This window comes from Dorea sp. BIOML-A1 (assembly GCF_009875615.1).
Classification (GTDB): Bacteria; Bacillota; Clostridia; order Lachnospirales; family Lachnospiraceae; genus Dorea_A; species Dorea_A amylophila.
Window position 1 is genome coordinate 23,531 of record NZ_WWSA01000020.1, and the last position, 19,049, is coordinate 42,579.

At 44.5% G+C, this 19,049-nt stretch carries 18 protein-coding genes; 7 read left to right on the top strand and 11 right to left on the bottom strand.

Going from position 1 to position 19,049, the window contains the following annotated elements; all coding sequences use genetic code 11:
• Positions 1–10: 10 nt before the first annotated feature.
• Complete coding sequence (locus GT508_RS09025; protein ID WP_055283255.1) at positions 11–367, top strand: Hpt domain-containing protein; 357 nt, start codon at positions 11–13, stop codon at positions 365–367.
• A 4-nt stretch (positions 368–371) separates the two neighbouring features.
• Here GT508_RS09025 and GT508_RS09030 read toward each other — a convergent pair whose 3' ends face one another.
• From GT508_RS09030 to GT508_RS14930, 11 genes are all read right to left on the bottom strand, one after another.
• Positions 372–1,427 (bottom strand): type IV pilus twitching motility protein PilT, encoded by a 1,056-nt coding sequence (locus GT508_RS09030; protein ID WP_161144074.1) that lies wholly within the window; start codon positions 1,425–1,427, stop codon positions 372–374.
• Positions 1,428–1,459: 32 nt separating this feature from the next.
• Entirely contained in the window at positions 1,460–1,963 is a 504-nt protein-coding gene (locus GT508_RS09035) for a hypothetical protein (RefSeq protein ID WP_055283260.1), read from the bottom strand.
• Positions 1,956–2,384 carry a type IV pilus modification PilV family protein gene (locus GT508_RS09040; protein WP_161144075.1) on the bottom strand — a complete coding sequence of 143 codons (429 nt, stop codon included), beginning with the start codon at positions 2,382–2,384 and terminating at the stop codon, positions 1,956–1,958. Before GT508_RS09040 ends, GT508_RS09035 begins: the two co-directional genes overlap by 8 nt.
• On the bottom strand, positions 2,381–2,866 hold the full coding sequence (locus GT508_RS09045) for a DUF4860 domain-containing protein (protein ID WP_161144076.1): 486 nt from the start codon (positions 2,864–2,866) through the stop codon (positions 2,381–2,383). Before GT508_RS09045 ends, GT508_RS09040 begins: the two co-directional genes overlap by 4 nt.
• The gene (locus tag GT508_RS09050; protein WP_028086577.1) at positions 2,863–3,201 is read right to left on the bottom strand and encodes a sigma factor regulator N-terminal domain-containing protein; all 339 of its coding nucleotides are present in this window, start codon (positions 3,199–3,201) and stop codon (positions 2,863–2,865) included. Before GT508_RS09050 ends, GT508_RS09045 begins: the two co-directional genes overlap by 4 nt.
• A 15-nt stretch (positions 3,202–3,216) precedes the next feature.
• A complete protein-coding gene (locus tag GT508_RS09055) occupies positions 3,217–4,266 on the bottom strand; it encodes a type II secretion system F family protein (protein ID WP_161144077.1) in 1,050 nt (349 codons plus the stop codon).
• Positions 4,267–4,330: 64 nt separating this feature from the next.
• Positions 4,331–5,257 (bottom strand): transglutaminase-like domain-containing protein, encoded by a 927-nt coding sequence (locus GT508_RS09060; RefSeq protein ID WP_161144078.1) that lies wholly within the window; start codon positions 5,255–5,257, stop codon positions 4,331–4,333.
• Between the two features lie 35 nt (positions 5,258–5,292).
• Complete coding sequence (locus GT508_RS09065) at positions 5,293–6,042, bottom strand: hypothetical protein (RefSeq protein WP_161144079.1); 750 nt, start codon at positions 6,040–6,042, stop codon at positions 5,293–5,295.
• Entirely contained in the window at positions 6,035–6,634 is a 600-nt protein-coding gene (locus GT508_RS09070; RefSeq protein ID WP_161144080.1) for an RNA polymerase sigma factor, read from the bottom strand. Before GT508_RS09070 ends, GT508_RS09065 begins: the two co-directional genes overlap by 8 nt.
• An 18-nt stretch (positions 6,635–6,652) precedes the next feature.
• Positions 6,653–7,348, bottom strand: a complete 696-nt coding sequence (locus GT508_RS09075) for a GGDEF domain-containing protein (protein ID WP_161144081.1) — start codon at positions 7,346–7,348, stop codon at positions 6,653–6,655.
• Between the two features lie 159 nt (positions 7,349–7,507).
• Entirely contained in the window at positions 7,508–8,659 is a 1,152-nt protein-coding gene (locus tag GT508_RS14930) for a GGDEF domain-containing protein (RefSeq protein WP_161144082.1), read from the bottom strand.
• A 254-nt stretch (positions 8,660–8,913) separates the two neighbouring features.
• Between GT508_RS14930 and lepB the strand changes: the two genes are divergently transcribed.
• The 6 genes from lepB to GT508_RS09110 all read left to right on the top strand — a co-directional run bounded on the left by lepB (position 8,914) and on the right by GT508_RS09110 (position 18,981).
• Positions 8,914–9,471 carry a signal peptidase I gene (lepB, locus tag GT508_RS09085; protein ID WP_161144083.1) on the top strand — a complete coding sequence of 186 codons (558 nt, stop codon included), beginning with the start codon at positions 8,914–8,916 and terminating at the stop codon, positions 9,469–9,471.
• Between the two features lie 26 nt (positions 9,472–9,497).
• Complete coding sequence (locus GT508_RS09090; protein ID WP_161144084.1) at positions 9,498–11,066, top strand: D-alanyl-D-alanine carboxypeptidase family protein; 1,569 nt, start codon at positions 9,498–9,500, stop codon at positions 11,064–11,066.
• Between the two features lie 351 nt (positions 11,067–11,417).
• On the top strand, positions 11,418–14,573 hold the full coding sequence (gene ileS / locus GT508_RS09095) for an isoleucine--tRNA ligase (RefSeq protein ID WP_117598137.1): 3,156 nt from the start codon (positions 11,418–11,420) through the stop codon (positions 14,571–14,573).
• 33 nt (positions 14,574–14,606) lie between these two features.
• A complete protein-coding gene (locus GT508_RS09100; protein WP_117598138.1) occupies positions 14,607–17,084 on the top strand; it encodes a glycogen/starch/alpha-glucan phosphorylase in 2,478 nt (825 codons plus the stop codon).
• A 95-nt stretch (positions 17,085–17,179) separates the two neighbouring features.
• Positions 17,180–18,130: a SpoIID/LytB domain-containing protein gene (locus GT508_RS09105; protein WP_192934802.1), complete on the top strand. Its 951-nt coding sequence runs from the start codon at positions 17,180–17,182 to the stop codon at positions 18,128–18,130.
• A 44-nt stretch (positions 18,131–18,174) separates the two neighbouring features.
• Positions 18,175–18,981, top strand: a complete 807-nt coding sequence (locus tag GT508_RS09110; protein ID WP_117598139.1) for a M23 family metallopeptidase — start codon at positions 18,175–18,177, stop codon at positions 18,979–18,981.
• Positions 18,982–19,049 lie beyond the last annotated feature (68 nt).

Sequence of the window (19,049 nt, forward strand, 5' to 3'; positions counted from 1 at the left end):
GAGATAAAAAATGACAATACAGGAATGCTATGAAGCGATTGGAGGAAACTATGAAGATGTCTTAAGACGCCTTCGCAGTGAAGCACTGATCCGGAAATTCACATTAAAGTTCCTTGAAGATCAGAGTTATCCACTGTTAAAGCAGGCTTTGGGGGATAACAATTACGAAGAAGCTTTTCGTGGTGCACACACACTGAAAGGGGTATGTCAGAATCTTTCCTTTGACCGTCTGTATGAAGTGAGCAGTGAGCTTACAGAACTTTTGAGAGACCGGACCGGAGAGAAGCCGGGGATACCGGAAGCAATGGAAAAAGTAACAAAAGAATATGAGGCAACAATTGAAGAAATTAAGAAGCTGCAGGAGTAATCTCCTACAGCTTCTTTTTTAACATTTCCGGATTGGATGCATAAGCAAGTGCCGTGTCAGCAGTAATGCGTCCGTTTTTATAAAGTGAAAGAAGACTGGAATCCATAGAGACCAGATCATTTCCCGCAGAGGAATAGATGAGACCGTCGATCTGCGGGATCTTGTTATCACGGATCATATTGCGGATCGCAGGATTGACGATCATAATCTCGAATGCAGGGGTGATACCACCGTCTGTGGTCGGTACCAGCTGTTGGGACACCACTGCCTGCAGGACCATGGAAAGCTGTACTGCAATCTGCCGCTGCTGATTTGGCGGGAAGACGTCGATGATACGGTCAATCGTGTTGGCAGCACCGATCGTGTGTAGTGTTGAGAATAACAGATGACCGGTCTCGGCAGCAGTCATGGCTACCTGCATCGTCTCGTAATCACGCATTTCGCCCAGAAGGATCACATCCGGACTCTGGCGCAGGGAAGCACGCAGTGCCGTGACATAATTCTCGGTATCAACATTGATCTCACGCTGGCTTACGATACTCCGGTTGTGCCGGTGAAGGAATTCCAGAGGATCCTCCAGTGTGATGATGTGCTTGTCATAGTTTTTATTGATATGGTCGATGATGCACGCAAGGGTAGTGGATTTCCCGCTTCCGGCAGGTCCTGTGACCAGTACCATTCCTTTGGAGAAATCTGCAAAATGGATGACCTTTTCCGGAATACCGAACTCAGCAGGATCCGGCAAAGTAAAGGAAATGATACGGATCACAACAGACAGGGAGCCTCTTTGTTTGAATGCGCTGACGCGGAAGCGTGAGAGCCCCGGAACTGCAAAAGAGAAATCGTCGTCTCCGGTGTCTTCCAGTACGCCGATGTCACGATGTCCGGCAAGCTCATAGATCTGTTCGATGATCCGCTGGGTGTCATCCGGGAGGAGACGGGTATTGTCTTCCATCCGGATATCACCATGTATGCGCATAGAGACCGGCCGCCCGGCTACGACAAAGATGTCGGATGCTCCGGCGCTGACAGCCTTTTCAAGTAATTCTGTGGTATTCATAAATGCCTCCTGATATCATATAGTCTTTATCATTATTGTATTAATTGAATGGAATTGTCGGCATTCCAGTCACTTGTAGAAGTCATTTTCCAACAGGTGATCTTATAGAATGCAGAAGCAGTATCTGAATCTTCCCGGTCAGACCCGGCTGTAGCGGAACTGTCCGGATAGGTGATCTGGATCCGGACTTCCAGTTCCTGTGACTTGTTGACAGCTGTCTGAAAAGAATAGATCAGGGATCCGTCGCTGCCGGTGATTCCAAGCTGTTGACGCACCTGTTGATAATAGCTGTCTGCATCGGAAGTGGAATGATAGCATGCCTGCAGGATCTTCTCTGTCTCTGCAAGCTTTTTCTCTGCTTTGTTGGATGCCCTGTAATAAGCGGTTGTGTGACCGGCAAGTGTCTGTGCAGACCGATAGCTGCCGGAAGCGGTAGACAATGATAACGCTGCAAGTGTAACCATACAGAGCACGATGAATATCATCAGAAGCGATACAGAGCCGATATTCGTAACAGGAAATTTTCGTTTATTCATGACCGGCAGCCTCCTTTATGCTGTATGGTGTATGGCAGGTAACGTTCAAAGAATAGATCTTTCTTCCGTTGTTAAGCTGCCTTGCGGTGATCTGGTAAGTTGTCAGGCCATCCGTACCGCTATCTTCATCGGATGCGTCCTTTTCTTTTACAGTTATCATATAAGCGGCCTTCTTCTCTTCACAGGTATCCCAGGAAGAAGAGTAGAAAGTCTGTGCCTCTACAGATTCTCCTGCTCTTAGAAGTTCCGCAGTGCTCTCTACATGCATAAGAGCTGCGTTCAGGTCACGGGCATTCTCTGTCAGGATGTGTGACCGTGCAAACGCTCTCAGACAGACAGCACTTACCAGTGAGAAGAACAGAATGGCAATGATCAGTTCGATCAGAAACAGAGAAGAGCGGTTGTTGGAAGTTCGTTTCATTGGCGGCTCCTTTCTGATATTGTGACAGAAGCAGTCGTTCCATCCGTATCTGTGGATGTGAATCTGAAAAGTCCGGGTCTGATCTCGCTGACAGAGAAGTCTGCGACTGCCAGGATATCTTTGCCATCCGAAGGGGAAGCATCCGTGCCGTCCCGGAGAGTCAGTTCCTTTAATTTACCTTTGTAAGAATAGATATAAGTGGTGTAGCGGATATCACCGGAACCACCCTTTAGTACAAGACATTCCTGTCCCTGAAAAGTCCCGGCTGATATACCGCCATCAGAATCGTTCTGACGTATCTTTTCCGCCACGTAGGCAAGAGATGTGTGGACGGTGTAGCCGGTATTCATTTCCTGTGTCTGCGAACTGTATATATGGGCAGACAGGACCAGCACAAGGAAGGAAGAAATGGCAAATACGAAGAGGACAGCGAGCGGGAATAACAGGTCAATGACATGATTTTTCTGTCTTTGGAATCTCAACGGTGATCCGCCTCCTTCCTGATAATGGTAATGTCGGGCATGATATTGGCACCGAGCGGCTGATAGTCTACAAAATATTTATTCTCATCATAATGAAGTCCGTAATGTTTTTTCAGGTAGCCAAGACTCTGCGGATAGCTTCCTTCCAGGGTATAACAGGTGGTTACACTCCGGGTTATGGCATTCTGAAGAGTCTGCATCTCCTCCTGATCCATCTTTTTGTTCATGGCAGTCAGCCCGCAGCCAAATCCGGCAAAGATCAGCAGGAAGATAAGAACAGAGATGATAACATTACGCAGATATGAAGTTTTACGTTCTCTTATAAAACGCTGCATGTGCATTCACTCCTTCTATAATCCTGCCATAATGCTGACCAGCGGAAGCATTACGGACAATAAGATAATGCCGACGATCACGGATAAGATGATGACGAGTGTCGGTTCGATCGCAGCGATCATTCCGGCCATCCTTACATCAATATCTTCATCATATTGATCTGCGATCTTCTGCATGATCTCTTCCATGGAACCGGTACGTCCGCCGATGGATACCAGTCTGGCGTAAAGTCCGGAGAATATGTGATTGCTCAAAAGTACTTCACTGAAATCATTTCCGGATGAAAGCTCTTCCCGGCATTTTTCCAGCCTGGTACGGAATGCATGGTCATCGATCAGATCCATAGTAAGGTTCAGACATTCTTCCGGCGGCAGACCGCTGCTTAACGTAAGTGCCATACCGCTGGCGAAGCGGCGGGCAGAGATCTTCTCATATAACTGTCTGGAATTCTTAAACTTTCCAAAGAAAGACTGGAAGTTCTGAGACCGCTTTTTCGAAAAGCATATGTAGAAAATCATTCCTGCCAGTACGGCAAGAATCAGAAGAAAGACTGCAATATGACGGTTCAGGAACTGTCCGATATTCAGGATCACAAGGGAAATGCCGGACATACTGCTTCCGAGCTGGATAAATACCTGATTGAAGACCGGCATTACTTTCATGATCAGGAGCAGGATGACAAGCAGCATCATAACGATCATGATCAGCGGATAAGTAACCGCACTCTTGATGGATTCTGCCAGAGAATCCTCTTTCTCATAATAGACGGCCAGAGAATCCATAACATCATCCAGGCGGCCGGTCTGCTCACCGATCCGGACCATAGAGATCATGTAATCCGGATAAGCGTGTGTATCTTCCAGTGCCTGTGTCAGGTTTCCGGTCTGCATAAGTGTATCATTGACCGCAGAGAGTAATTCCTTCTCGCCTGCATTCTGTGAATCTTCCAGCATGATCGAGATCCCCTCGATGGAAGAGATACCGGATCTTAAGATCATGGCGGTCTGGGAACAGAAAGCGGCAATCTCTGTATTGGAAAGTGGAGTGAATGTTTTGTCTGCCATAAAAGTCTCCTTTCATATCCCATCATATATGGCCATATAGAATACTACATATTTCATGGTGGGATTAATACGTATATTTTACAACATAATGACTGCCGTCGCCGATATATTTCTTAACAGCGGCACTGTCGTTGGTTGCGGCAAGGGTTGGATCCATGATCTGCCAGGTATCCCCGTTGAACTGGATGATATCATCTACCCAGCCTTTGTCATCAATATATGTGCTGATCCAGGCATGGTAGGCATCTCCGGAGTAACCGACTTCCAGTTTGGTCGGAATATTCTGTGACCGCAGCATGCTTGCCATAAGTGCCGCATAGTCAAAGCATATCCCTTTTTTGGAAGAAAGCGTATCATCAATATCCGGGACATATCCGTAAGATACGTTCTGCGCTTTTTCTGTGTCATAAGAAATGTTTTTAATCACATAATTGTAAATGTTCTGTACAACATCCAGATCACTGTAGGTGTCTTTTGCAAGATCGCTGCCTTTGGAGACAGCCTTCGAATCTGTATGGAAGTTCACATATTGATTCGGATACAGGAAAGGAAGGAATTCATCTTCGATGTTGACGTTGATGGATTGGGCAAGTGAGACGGTATAAGTGTCACCTGCGACATTTTCCAGAACCTGTAAGGCATAGGAGCCATTTCCGGCTGTCAGCGGGAATGTATCATATGCTCCGCGGTCGCTGATCAGGTAAGTATAACAACTCTGATCGGGACATGTGATCTGAAGCTTTACTTTTTCATTTGTTCCATTGTATTTCACCATAACATAGCCCTGCGAAGTATTCGATGCATCAATGGAAGCAAAATCATTCTGATAAACGGTAACCCCGTCAGCTGACGGGGTTAACACTTTGGGCGTTGAATCTCTGGGGGGACCGGAGTGTTCCTTCCGGAATGCGGAAGAACTGCCGGAACAACCCCCAAGAAGAAGGCAGAATATGGCGATAAGTAAATAGGATAAATGTAATCTGTATTTCATATCTGCAATCCTCCTGTGTATTTATAAATCGTCTGTTAATTATTATCGACCGGTGAGAGCAGAAGTACCAGCTCGTTTCCGGCATTATCCGGAATCGTAACGGTTACAGGTGCGTCCGGAACCGGATATACAATCATTCCGGTCTTTGGATCAAAGTGATCCGGTGCGTATCCGCCGATATTCGGATAGTCGATACCGGAATAGGTATCCATAACTTCCAGGTAGACATAACCGTCTTTGGAATAAGAATCTTTAAGAACCGGCTTTTCTTTGTCGAGATGACAGACCTTGTAGGACCTGGCGGTCACCTGTCCGTTGAAAGAGACTGCTTTGATCTTCAGTGTTCCGTTATCGGAAACCGCAGCCTTGAATTCCTTTGAACCCTTTTCCTGAAGCCGGACCGGAGTCCCGTTTATGGTGGCACTTACGGAATGTAAAGGAAGCAGTGTCTTGATATGAATACTATATATGGCATCCGAAGCGGATTTGACATCCGTTCGTTCTGCGATGATCGATGGCCGGAAGAACATAAGCGGAAGCAGGATCAGGACGATCAGGAAAATGTATGCCAGAGTCCGTCCGAGATTGAAGTCGTGCTTTTTATAATTTCCCCAGGATTCCAGGACTTCGACCGGGACTACGCTGGGTTCCATATCGCATGCGGCAAATACATTACCCAGCAATTGGTTCGCTGTCTGTGTATCCAGTTCAGGAATATCTGTATGTTCTGTGTTGTTCAAAGAAGAATTATCCGGATGAAATACAAGGGTGGCGTTTTTATTCAAACCAATCGCCTCCCATCTTATTTTTCAGCAGTTTCTCAAGTAGTTTTTTGCCTTTTACAAGTCGACGTTTGATCGTGCTGTGGCTGCAGTTCATGGCATCGGCAATCTCATCGATACTCATATCGTTGAAATAACGCATGATAAGTGCCTGTGCATATTGCGGTGGTAATTCGAGAACAGAAGCCATGAGTACGGGGTGGTCGAAATGATCCATGAGCTGCTTTTCCGGATTGTGTGTCATGGAATCCGGTTGCAGATGCGGATCCTTTTCCTGCGTCATCTCCGTAACATGGTTAAGCTCTTCTTCATGACGGCTGTTCTTCTGACATACATCAAAACAGGTGCGGAATGTAATCTGGTTCAGCCAGGAGACGAAGAGCCGGGGATTCTTCAGGGCGTTGATATTTTTCAGCACTAGAATGTATACATCCTGAAGAATATCCTGTGCGAGATAAGCATCCTTTGCATAACGATAGATAAAACGGTACTGCTTCTGATATGTGGCGGTATAAAGTTCTGCAAAAGCCTCACTATCACCGCGCTGAGTCTTGAGAACAAGTTCGGCGAGATAGTTATAATCTAATTCATCCATAGAACAGTACCTCCTTGGTTAGTGCGCGATCGTTTCATCGGAAATTCTATTATAGGCAAGAGCAATCAACTGGGTAATTTCAGCAAGGTGTTCTTCGCTGTTCTTTGCAATACCGATCCGATATTCAATGGAAATGGCAGAAGGTGACTGGTTGTGCTGCTTAACACGGTCGGCAATCCGGGCGAGGAAAGTATTCAACTGGTCATCTGTGCAATTTTCAAAGATTGCAAGAAATTTATTGCCGCCGTTACGTCCCACAAAACAAAGGGACAGCGCGGAGGCAGACAGGATATTGGAAAAATCTTTTAATAACACATTTCCGGTCGCATGATCATAAAGTTTGTTCACGGACAAAAGATTGGAAAGATCTATCATCATACATGTCAGATTGTCAGGAAGCGTTGTGTCATAATACTTTTCAATGATCGTATCACAGCTGAAACGGTTCGGGATACCGGACAATGGATCGGAATATGCAACGCCGTATAAATTGTGATAGTTTAATTTGACCGATGAAAGGATACTGAAATCAATCAGAAGAAATACATAACTTGCAAGTAATACGATCCAGATAATGATGAACAGTATCGTTGCGGGAGTTGATGCAAAGATATACTGCTTCACTTCCGGCTGCATCAAAAGATATACACTGATCAACGTTATCAAAATCAGTAAAGACAATTGTACAATTTTAAAAATATTGAATTTTTTCATAACTTCCCTGCTTCTTTTTCAAAAATGGATATTTTCATATCTGTGGTATAGATCTGTATGAACAATTTCAGTATAACATAAACTAGCCGTTTTGATAAATAAAGAATAACATAAACCCGGATTATTCATGTCTGCTGTGAATAATCCGGGTTTATGTTATCAATTATCTGATTTCTTTAACAAATGATATTTCCGCTTTTCCTCATACATTTTTTCATCCATATGCATCAGGAACACTTCGGCATCATCTTCAGATCCAAATTCTGCATATCCCATGGAAACACTTAGAGTGAATGGTTCTATCCCGGATTCATTGAAACGGGATAGGTTATTATGAATCTCTTTCATTGTGGCCAGGACACTTTCTTCCTCAACACCTGATAGTAATACAATAAACTCATCTCCCGCATAGCGGATTGCCATACCGGCAGCTGGTATAGATCTAAAAAGTATATTTCCCAACGTACAGACAGCCTTATCTCCCATACTATGACCAAAATTATCATTAATATATTTAAAGGCGTTTACATCCATCATGATTCCATATAAAGATTTACATTTCGTAAATTTCCTTTCAGAAAGTACTGCATTAAGATATCTCCGATTATATAATCCGGAAAGTTCATCCATATATAAATTCTCGGCATATGTCTGCATCTGCACAAATATCAATGCGATCGCAACTAACACCCATGACGATGTGATTCCGTAAAAAAGGAACTGGATAAGCACGCCTGCAAAACAGGGACCGACGAAATATATCACGGGAAAGAAATTCATATTAACTCCCTGTTTTTTGGAATGATACACCAGATAGATGCTGTAAGCAAAATATAATATAAGTGAGATATATCCTACCAGTGAACCGGTAGTTCGCTGATATACATTCTCCTTAGATATTTTAAACATAATCCCTGTTCCGGGCAGATTACATAAAACCATAATTACTTCTACGATCCAAGGAAACATTACAACTCTTACTTTTTTGAATATTCTCTTATAATTCCGGTAAATGCGTAATTCTACATACAGACACCAAAGCAGACCTATGCTGACGGTACCTATAAAACATATGCTGTTGGAGATATAATTGATCTGTCTACAGCCGGTAAATTGATTCCCATCTACCAGAAAAGCAATTGTCTCAGACAATGCCCCCGCTAAGTTCACTATTGCCATTCCGTCATATAGTTTGTCTTCCTCATGGAGACTTTCTCTGTTTTTCCGTCTGCAAAGCAAAAGAAACCACATCATTAGCACAGTCAATCCGTTTGCTATCAATATTTCTTCTACAACTATTATTCCTATCACCTTCCTATCACCATGTTTTTCTATTATATCTCCGTGCTTCCTTCAAAACAATACATATCCTGGATTATTCATACCTTTTACGTGAAAGTTGGTAAAAATCACTTAGTGATTTACACGAAGATTGCTTCATTTTTTCTGAACATTAAGGCAGGGAAAAGGGGCGGCCGTTCTTTTTTGTTGAGTTAACCGGGGAAAAGGATTATAATAGAGAACGCGTGGAATAAGATGCAGGAAAGACAGGAAAAGGATAGAATATGGAGATAGATGCAATCAAGAAGAAAGTGTTGGAAGATGTAGATCCCGAGACGCGCAGAAAGAAAAAGAAAGAGATGCGCATCCAGAGACTGATCGTGACATTGCAGTTCCTGGGGATAGCAGCAGTGGTGATCCTGATCTTCTATATACTGATGGGAATCTCGACTGTTGATGGGAATTCGATGTATCCGACACTTCATGACAAGGACATCGTTATATATAACAGAAGATGTAAGGAATATAAGGCTGGAGACATCGTGGCGATCGCCCGGCCATCCGGAGAGGATTATGTAAAGCGGGTCATAGCTGTGGCCGGAGACATGGTTAATATCCAGGATGGCAAAGTATATGTAAACGGAGAAGAAGTAAGATACGACGGAGAGATAGGAACGACAGAAAAGAAGTCGTCAAAGATCACATATCCACTGAGAGTCGGAGACAAAGAGGTATTTGTCCTCGGAGATAACAGAGAAGTATCCAGAGATTCGCGGGAGATCGGAACGGTGAAAGTGTCCGATATCGAAGGAAAGATTGAGTGGTATATGGGAAGACCATAACGAAACGACAGAGGAGAATAGAAATTATGCGGGGGAAAAAACAGATAGCAGCCGTAGTTCTTGCGGTGATATTTGCGGTGACAGCAGGGATGCCGCACAGTACGGTATATGCGGAGCCGGACAGCACCGGGAATGCCCAGGCAGCAGACGCAGCGGCAGATGATACCCAGAAAGAAGAGAAAAAAGAAGAAGACATGACTCCGGAAGAGCTGGAGAAGAAGGCAGAAGAAGATGCTTATAAGATGGAGATCCAGTCGAACAGCTGGAAGAACTGGCCGCAGGGACCGGGAACATACGGAGAAGCAGCGATCGTGATGGATGCAGGAACCGGAAGTATCTTATATGCGAAGAATATTGACGGGCATGAATATCCTGCCAGCATCACAAAAGTTCTGACCAGCCTTATCGCATTAAAATATGGCAGCCTGTCAGACCAGGTAACATTTTCGAATGACTGTATATCTTTTATGCAGCCGGGAGATTCTTCCGCAGGATTAAAAGAAGGAAATGTGATCTCGTTGGAACAGGCGTTGTATGCGACACTGCTTGCCTCGGCAAATGAAGCAGCCTATGCGGTTGCGGAAAATGTCGGGAAGAATGCCGGGCACGATTACAACTGGTTCATACAGCAGATGAACGAGGAATGCAAAAGTCTCGGCGGGGAGAACTCGAACTTTGTCAATGCGAACGGGCTTCATGATGACAATCATTATACCTGTGCGCGTGACATGGCTTTGATCGGCAGGGAGATCTGGCGTTATCCGGAATTCTTAAAGATCTGTCAGGAGCAGAGTTATACGATCCCGGCATCCGATACGACGGAAGAGCACGTATTTCCGCAGCATCATAAGATGCTTATAAAAGAAAATAAAAATTATTACCAGTATGCGGTCGCAGGAAAGACGGGATATACATCCAATGCCTTATCCACACTGATCACCATGGCTGATAACGGCAATATGAAACTGGTATGTGTCGTACTCAGGACGCATGGAGCGAATATATATCCGGATACAAAGAATCTGTTCGAATATGTATTTAATAATTTCCAGAAGATTCCGGTGGCAGATGAGAAGAAACCGACAGAAGTAAAAGAATTCATAACGGCATCGGATGAAAGTGAGGACGCCGGATCCGCACAGACGGGCGGGAATGAGTACCAGCCGCTGGAAGATGGCTATGTGATCCTGCCGAAGGATGTCTCATACAAAGATACAGACTATGAGATTACAGACGTAGATGAAAAGACCGGAAAAGGAACGATCCAATATACTTATGACGGACATCCGGTAGGAAGTGCGACAGCAAAGTTCACGGAAGAATACCTGCAGAAAATAAGTACAGGGAAAGAACGTGTGGATAATAAGAAGGAGAATGTGGATAACTCCGGGACAACGAAGAACTCCGGTGGAAAATTAAGCGCAAAGAGCATCTGGACGAATTTCGTGCAGAAAGCAAAAGCAGCATGGGCGTTTGGCCAGAAGAAATATGCCGGGAAATCGGCTTCGGAACAATATATGATCGCCGGAGGATGTGTGGCACTGGTGATCCTGATCGTCAGCCTGATCGTTGTATTGATACGCCGGAGAAGATAAAAGACAGAGGATACATGAAAAATAAGGTAAAACCCCTTGACGGATTTTAGGATTGTTGCATATAATAAAGGGTGTGAAAAACGCTGACGAAGACAGTAGGATATAACAGAACGCAGCAGCGAGCCGGGGATGGTGGAAGTCCGGTGCAAGTAAGATATATCTGAATATCACTTCTGAGTTGCAGATTTTGAAAGGTTTCGGTAAGTGACTGAGTAAAAACTGACGGTATTCCTCCGTTACAGGGAAGACATATGATGGTATGTTAGGTGGTTTATAAACGTAAGTACAGCTTTCGTCCTATACAGGGCGGAAGCTTTTTTAATTCTATGTTTTAATTTTATGGAGGTAAATATGTATAAGAAAGTTTCTACGGATCTTAATTTTGTAGACAGAGAAAAACAGACAGAGAAATTCTGGGAAGACAATGACATCTTCAGAAAAAGTATGCGTGACCGTGAAGGCAACGAGATCTATATGTTCTACGACGGCCCTCCGACAGCCAACGGAAAACCGCACATCGGACACGTTCTGACACGTGTTATTAAGGATATGATCCCGAGATACCGTACCATGAAGGGATACGAAGTTCCAAGAAAGGCCGGATGGGACACACACGGACTTCCGGTAGAGCTGGAAGTTGAGAAGCTTCTCGGACTGGACGGAAAAGACCAGATCGAAAAATACGGTATGGAACCATTCATCAAGAAATGTAAAGAAAGCGTATGGAAATACAAAGGTATGTGGGAAGACTTCTCTAATACCGTAGGTTTCTGGGCTGATATGGATGATCCATATGTAACATATGATAATAACTTTATCGAGTCTGAGTGGTGGGCACTCAAGAGAATCTGGGACAAGAAGCTCCTGTATAAAGGATTCAAGATCGTGCCATACTGTCCTCGCTGCGGAACTCCGCTTTCTGCACAGGAAGTAGCACAGGGCTATAAAGATGTAAAAGAACGTTCTGCGATCGTTCGTTTCAAAGTAGTAGGAGAGGATGCATATTTCCTCGCATGGACAACAACACCATGGACACTTCCGTCTAACATCGCACTCTGTGTGAACCCGGAAGAAGACTATGCGAAAGTAAAAGCTGCCGACGGCTATACTTATTACATGGCTGTTGCACTTCTCGATACCGTACTTGGCAGACTTGCCGATGAAGAAAACGGAACAAAGGCTTACGAGATCCTTGAGACATACAAAGGAAAAGATCTCGAATACAAAGAGTATGAGCCATTATACCAGTGTGCTTACGACTGCGCTTCTAAGCAGAACAAGAAAGCATTCTTCGTTACATGCGATACCTATGTAACACTGACAGACGGTACCGGTGTGGTTCATATCGCTCCTGCGTTTGGTGAAGACGATGCCAAGGTCGGACGTAGATATGATATGCCGTTCGTTCAGCTGGTAGACGAAAAAGGTAACATGGGAGAGACGACTCCGTTTGCCGGATTATTCGTTAAGAAGGCTGATCCGGAAGTATTAAAAGACCTCGACGGACGCGGACTTCTCTACGATGCACCGAAGTTCGAGCACAGTTATCCACACTGCTGGAGATGTGATACACCACTTATTTACTACGCTCGTGAATCATGGTTCATCAAGATGACAGAAGTAAAAGATGACCTGATCGCCAACAACAATACAATCAACTGGATTCCGGAAAGCATCGGTAAAGGACGTTTCGGCGACTGGCTTGAGAACGTTCAGGACTGGGGTATCAGCCGTAACCGTTACTGGGGAACTCCACTGAATATCTGGGAGTGTGAATGCGGACACCAGCATTCGATCGGAAGTATCGAAGAGCTGAAAGAAATGTCCGACAACTGCCCGGATGAGATCGAACTTCACCGTCCATACATCGACGAAGTAACGATCAAGTGCCCATGCTGCGGAAAGCAGATGCACAGAGTACCGGAAGTTATCGACTGCTGGTTCGACAGTGGATCTATGCCATTTGCACAGCATCACTATCCATTTGAGAATAAAGAGTTATTTGAAAAGCAGTTCCCTGCAGACTTCATCTCCGAGGCTGTTGACCAGACACGTGGATGGTTCTACTCATTGCTTGCAATCTCTACACTGATCTTCAACAAAGCACCATACAAGAACGTTATCGTACTTGGACACGTGCAGGATGAGAATGGTCAGAAGATGAGTAAGTCCAAGGGAAATGCAGTTGATCCGTTCGACGCACTGGAGAAATACGGAGCAGATGCGATCCGCTGGTACTTCTATGTCAACAGTGCACCATGGCTTCCGAACCGTTTCCACGGAAAAGCCGTTGTAGAAGGACAGAGAAAGTTCATGGGAACACTATGGAACACCTATGCGTTCTTCGTGCTGTATGCGAATATCGATGATTTCGATGCAACAAAATATACACTGGAATACGACAAGCTGTCCGTTATGGATAAATGGCTTCTGTCTAAGCTCAATTCCGCAATCAAGGCAGTAGACTATGATCTGTCCAACTACAAGATTCCGGAGGCTGCAAAGGCACTTCAGAGCTTCGTAGACGATATGAGTAACTGGTATGTAAGACGAAGCCGTGAACGTTTCTGGGCTAAGGGAATGGAACAGGATAAGATCAATGCTTACATGACTCTGTACACAGCACTGGTTGAGATCTGTAAGACGGCAGCGCCGATGATCCCGTTCATGACAGAAGAGATCTATCAGAACCTGGTAAGAAGCGTGGACGAGAGCGCTCCGGAAAGTATCCATCTGTGTGACTTCCCGGTTGTAAATGAAGCACATATCGATACAGAACTGGAAGCTAATATGGACAATGTTCTGAAGCTGGTTGTTATGGGACGTGCATGCAGAAATACTGCAAATATCAAGAACCGTCAGCCGATCGGACAGATGTATGTAAAAGCTGATTTTGAAGTACCGGAATTTTACAAAGACATCGTAAAAGATGAATTAAATGTAAAGAATGTAACATTTACACAAGATGTTCGTGACTTTACTTCATATACTTTTAAACCTCAGTTAAAGACAGTGGGACCAAAATATGGTAAAATGTTAGGAGGTATTAAAGCAGCACTCGATAAACTCGAAGGAAATGCAGCAATGGATGAGTTAAATGCTACAGATGCCCTGAAGCTTGATATCAATGGACAGGAAGTGACTCTGTTCCGCGAAGATCTGTTGATCGAATCTGCACAGATGCCGGGATATGTATCTGAGAATGACAACGGAATTACAGTTGTTATGGATACAAACCTTTCCGAAGAACTTCTGGAAGAAGGATTTGTACGTGAGATCATCAGTAAAGTACAGACCATGCGTAAGGAAGCCGGATTCGAAGTTATGGATAAGATCGCAGTATCTTATGAAGGTACAGAAAAAGCAGAGAAAGTATTTGCAGACAATGCATCTACGATCGCAGATGAAACACTTGCACTGGAAGTTACAAAAGCAGTACCTGCAGGCTACACGAAAGAGTGGAAGATCAATGGAGAAGCTGTAACGATCGGTGTGGAAAAGAGATAATCAAAGCCCAGTTTGTTAGAAGGGAAGTAGAAAATGTATAATCCAAGATTTGAAAAAGACGTATTTAAAAGAGATGTACGGAACAATGTAAAGACATTGTTCCGTAAGGAAGTAGAAGAGGCAACTCCGCAGCAGTTGTTCCAGGCAGTTTCTTATGCTGTAAAGGAAGCCATCATCGATGACTGGCTTGCAACACAGAAACAGTATGAGAAAGACGATCCGAAGACTGTATATTACATGTCCATGGAATTCCTGCTCGGAAGAGCTCTCGGAAACAACCTGATCAACATGACGGCATATAAGGAAGTAAAAGAAGCTCTGGAAGAGATGGGAATCGACCTGAACGTGATCGAGGACCAGGAGCCGGATCCAGCACTTGGTAACGGTGGACTCGGACGTCTGGCAGCATGTTTCCTGGATTCTCTTGCAACACTGGGATATGCATCTTATGGATGCGGTATCCGTTACCGTTATGGTATGTTCAAGCAGAAGATCAGAGACGGCTATCAGGTAGAAGCACCGGATAACTGGTTAAAAGACGGCAACCCGTTCGAGCTTCGCAGACCGGAATATGCGAAAGAAGTACGTTTTGGCGGAAATATCCGTGTGGAATACGATGAGACAGGAAAGACACACTTCGTTCAGGAGAACTATGAATCTGTAATGGCGATCCCTTATGATTATCCGATCGTAGGATACGGCAACCACATCGTGAATACACTCCGTATCTGGGATGCAGAAGCGATCGTAGATTTCCAGTTAGATTCCTTTGACCGTGGAGATTATCACAAAGCCGTTGAGCAGGAGAACCTTGCGAAGAACATCGTAGAAGTGCTTTATCCAAATGATAACCACATCGCAGGAAAAGAACTGAGACTGAAACAGCAGTATTTCTTCGTATCAGCAAGTATCCAGGCTGCAATTACAAAGTTTAAAAAGAAACATGGTGATATCAGCAAACTGCCGGAGAAAGTAACATTCCAGATGAATGATACACATCCGACAGTAGCAGTAGCAGAGCTGATGCGTATTCTTCTTGATGAGGAGAATCTCGGATGGAATGAAGCATGGGATATCACAACAAAATGCTGTGCATATACGAACCATACGATCATGGCAGAAGCACTTGAGAAATGGCCGATCAATCTGTTCTCAAGACTCCTTCCACGTATTTATCAGATCATCCAGGAGATCGACCGCCGCTTTGTCGAGCAGGTAAGAGCACAGTATCCTGGTAATGAAGAGAAAGTAAAGAAGATGGCGATCCTGATGGACGGTCAGGTTAAGATGGCACATCTTGCGATCGTTGCAGGCTATTCTGTCAACGGTGTTGCAAAGCTGCATACAGAGATCCTGAAGAACCAGGAACTGAAAGATTTCTATCAGATGATGCCGGAGAAGTTCAACAACAAGACCAATGGTATCACACAGAGACGTTTCCTTATGCATGCGAATCCGCTGCTTGCCGACTGGGTAACAGAGAAGCTCGGAACAAAAGAGTGGATTACAGACTTATCCAAGATGAGCGGACTGAAAGAATGGCTAGATGACGAAGAGGCTCTGAAAGAATTCATGACGATCAAGTTCAAGAACAAAGAGCGTCTTGCAGCTTACATCAAAGAGCACAACGGTGTAGAAGTAGATCCAAGATCGATCTTCGATGTACAGGTAAAACGTCTGCACGAATACAAACGTCAGCTGCTGAATATCCTGCATGTAATGTATCTGTATAATCAGATCAAAGAGCATCCGGAGATGTCCTTCTATCCTAAGACATACATCTTCGGCGCAAAGGCTTCCGCAGGATATATCCGTGCAAAAGAGATCATCAAACTGATCAACTCAGTTGCGGATGTGATCAACAATGACCGCAGCATCAACGGCAAACTGAAAGTTGTATTTATTGAAGATTACCGCGTATCGAACGCAGAGCTGATCTTCGCAGCAGCAGATATCAGTGAGCAGATTTCTACAGCTTCCAAGGAAGCTTCCGGAACAGGTAACATGAAGTTCATGATGAACGGTGCACCGACACTCGGAACGATGGACGGAGCGAACGTAGAGATTGTAGACGAAGTTGGAATCGACAATGCATTTATCTTTGGACTGAGTGCAGACGAAGTTATCAACTATGAGCAGAACGGTGGATACAATCCATACGATATCTACAACAACGATCCGGATATCAGAAGAGTGGTAGACCAGCTGGTAGACGGAACTTATGCAAACGGTGATAAAGAGATGTATCGTGACCTTTACAACAGCCTTCTGAACAATCAGGGTGGTGCAAGAGCAGATATGTACTTTATCTTAAAAGACTTCCGTTCTTATGCAGATGCACAGGCCCGTGCAATGGAAGCTTACAAAGATACAGACAAATGGGCTAAGATGGCTCTTAAGAATACCGCTTGTTGCGGTAAGTTCTCGGCAGACAGAACGATCCAGGAATATGTAGATGATATCTGGCATCTGGATCATGTAGTGATCAATGAGGATGAACTGGAATATTAAAAAAAAACCTCTCATACCATAAGGTATGGGAGGGCTTTTTTGTGCCAGTGGGGAAAGGGGAAAGTGGCTCTGCCGTTGGGGAGGTGTGCAAATATATGAGACGATACAAGGGAATAGGTGGAAAAGTGAAACAAGCCGGCTGCTGGCTGCTTATCATAGTTCTGCTTCCGTATATCATAACCGTATTTATAAATGGACCGAAGATCATCACTGCTTCCAAAGCAGATGAAACGATGGTGAAAATAAAGAAAAACGGAAAGATGCCTGTGGAGGAGTATTGTATCGGAGTATTGGCCAGGGATATGCCGGCAGATTATGAGAAAGAAGCGCTGAACGCACAGGCAGTGCTCATCCGGACAGAAGTATATCGCATGATTCAGGAAGCCGGTGGAGACGGTACACTGCCGGAAGAAGCGGCAGACGAATTCTGGACAGAAAAACAGATGAAATCTGCATGGGGCATGCGGTATGCGGAAAATTACCGGAAGTTAAAAAACGCACTGGAATCGACTGCGGGACAAGTGCTGTTCTATGGAAAAGATCTGGCAATGACACCATTTTTTAATCTGAGTAACGGATATACAAGGGATGCAAAAGAGGTGCTTGGAAAGGAAGAGTATCCTTATCTGAAAATCGTGGAATGCCCCGGGGATGTAAATGCTGAGAATGAGATACAGACGGTGATACTGGAAGTGAAGAGTGAACAAAAAGACGAAAATGAGGGAACTACAGGTATTGAAACGATGGATGTGGAGATACAGGAGACGGATTCCGTGGGATATGTATTGAAGATCCGCGTGGGAGACAAGGTAATGAGCGGGGAAGAATTCAGAAATAAATATCAACTGGCTTCCAGTTGTTTTACGCTGCAACCTTATAATGGAAAGTTAAGAGTAACCACAAGAGGAGCCGGTCACGGAATCGGTATGAGTCAGTACACGGCAAATGAGATGGCAAAAAAGAAACAAGGATATAGAAAAATATTAAAATATTTTTTTGAAGGAACGGATATAAAAGAAGTGACAGAAATTATAAAAAATGTATAACTACATCACGATCTGGCAAAAATATGGTCAGAGGTGGTGATGAAATGAAGAAAAACGAAAAAACGTCTATGTCCAAACGGCGTGCTACCGTGGCAGCAGTGTTATGTTTTGTGGCAGCAATTGCAATAGCAGGAACATATACATTTAACGATTACAGGAAAACGCAGAAAAATGAGCTGGCGAAGGCGGAAGAAAAAAGCAGGCAGGAAGAGACAAAGAAAGACAACAAAGAGAACAGCGATCTGACAAGAGAAACCGGAACATCAAAAGTAAAAAGTGAGAATACCGGAAGCAGTACAAAGAAAAGCGCAGCAGATGAGAGTACCGTTGATGAGAAAAACGAATCAGACGGAACCGGAATGACAGATCAGTCCGAACAGAATGGAACGGGAACCCAGGCAACAGCAGGAAAGAGTCATAATATCAACTTTACAGAAGACAGCTACATCCTATGGCCGGTGAACGGGGCTGTGATCATGAGTTACAGCATGGATAAGACGGTATATTTCCAGACGCTGGATCAGTATAAGTATAATCCGGCCGTGATCATCGAAGGTGCAGAGGGAGACCAGGTACTCTGCGGCGCACCCGGGATCATCAAGTCGATCGATGTCAGTGCACAGACGGGAACAACGGTCAATGTAGACATCGGAAACGGATACGAGCTGTTATACGGACAGCTGAAAGAAGTACCTGTGAAGGTCGGGGACTATGTAGAAGCGAAGAGTGTGCTTGGTTATGTGAGCCAGCCGACGAAGTATTACAGCAAAGAAGGCTGTAATGTATATTTTGAGATGCGCAAAAACGGGCAGCCGGTGAACCCGGTGGAGTATACGGCGGATCAGGATTAAAAGAAACGGACAGGGATTCCCGGAAATCTCTGTCCGTTTCTTGTGCGGTCCTTCTTTTTGAGGAGTGG

What these genes read in the sequence shown, in the direction of transcription:
- GT508_RS09025 (WP_055283255.1), top strand. Translation starts at nt 11, where the DNA reads ATGACAATACAGGAATGCTATGAAGCGATTGGAGGAAACTATGAAGAT.
- GT508_RS09030 (WP_161144074.1), bottom strand. Translation starts at nt 1,427, where the DNA reads ATGAATACCACAGAATTACTTGAAAAGGCTGTCAGCGCCGGAGCATCC.
- GT508_RS09035 (WP_055283260.1), bottom strand. Translation starts at nt 1,963, where the DNA reads ATGAATAAACGAAAATTTCCTGTTACGAATATCGGCTCTGTATCGCTT.
- GT508_RS09040 (WP_161144075.1), bottom strand. Translation starts at nt 2,384, where the DNA reads ATGAAACGAACTTCCAACAACCGCTCTTCTCTGTTTCTGATCGAACTG.
- GT508_RS09050 (WP_028086577.1), bottom strand. Translation starts at nt 3,201, where the DNA reads ATGCAGCGTTTTATAAGAGAACGTAAAACTTCATATCTGCGTAATGTT.
- GT508_RS09055 (WP_161144077.1), bottom strand. Translation starts at nt 4,266, where the DNA reads ATGGCAGACAAAACATTCACTCCACTTTCCAATACAGAGATTGCCGCT.
- GT508_RS09060 (WP_161144078.1), bottom strand. Translation starts at nt 5,257, where the DNA reads ATGAAATACAGATTACATTTATCCTATTTACTTATCGCCATATTCTGC.
- GT508_RS09070 (WP_161144080.1), bottom strand. Translation starts at nt 6,634, where the DNA reads ATGGATGAATTAGATTATAACTATCTCGCCGAACTTGTTCTCAAGACT.
- GT508_RS09075 (WP_161144081.1), bottom strand. Translation starts at nt 7,348, where the DNA reads ATGAAAAAATTCAATATTTTTAAAATTGTACAATTGTCTTTACTGATT.
- lepB (WP_161144083.1), top strand. Translation starts at nt 8,914, where the DNA reads ATGGAGATAGATGCAATCAAGAAGAAAGTGTTGGAAGATGTAGATCCC.
- GT508_RS09090 (WP_161144084.1), top strand. Translation starts at nt 9,498, where the DNA reads ATGCGGGGGAAAAAACAGATAGCAGCCGTAGTTCTTGCGGTGATATTT.
- ileS (WP_117598137.1), top strand. Translation starts at nt 11,418, where the DNA reads ATGTATAAGAAAGTTTCTACGGATCTTAATTTTGTAGACAGAGAAAAA.
- GT508_RS09100 (WP_117598138.1), top strand. Translation starts at nt 14,607, where the DNA reads ATGTATAATCCAAGATTTGAAAAAGACGTATTTAAAAGAGATGTACGG.
- GT508_RS09105 (WP_192934802.1), top strand. Translation starts at nt 17,180, where the DNA reads ATGAGACGATACAAGGGAATAGGTGGAAAAGTGAAACAAGCCGGCTGC.
- GT508_RS09110 (WP_117598139.1), top strand. Translation starts at nt 18,175, where the DNA reads ATGAAGAAAAACGAAAAAACGTCTATGTCCAAACGGCGTGCTACCGTG.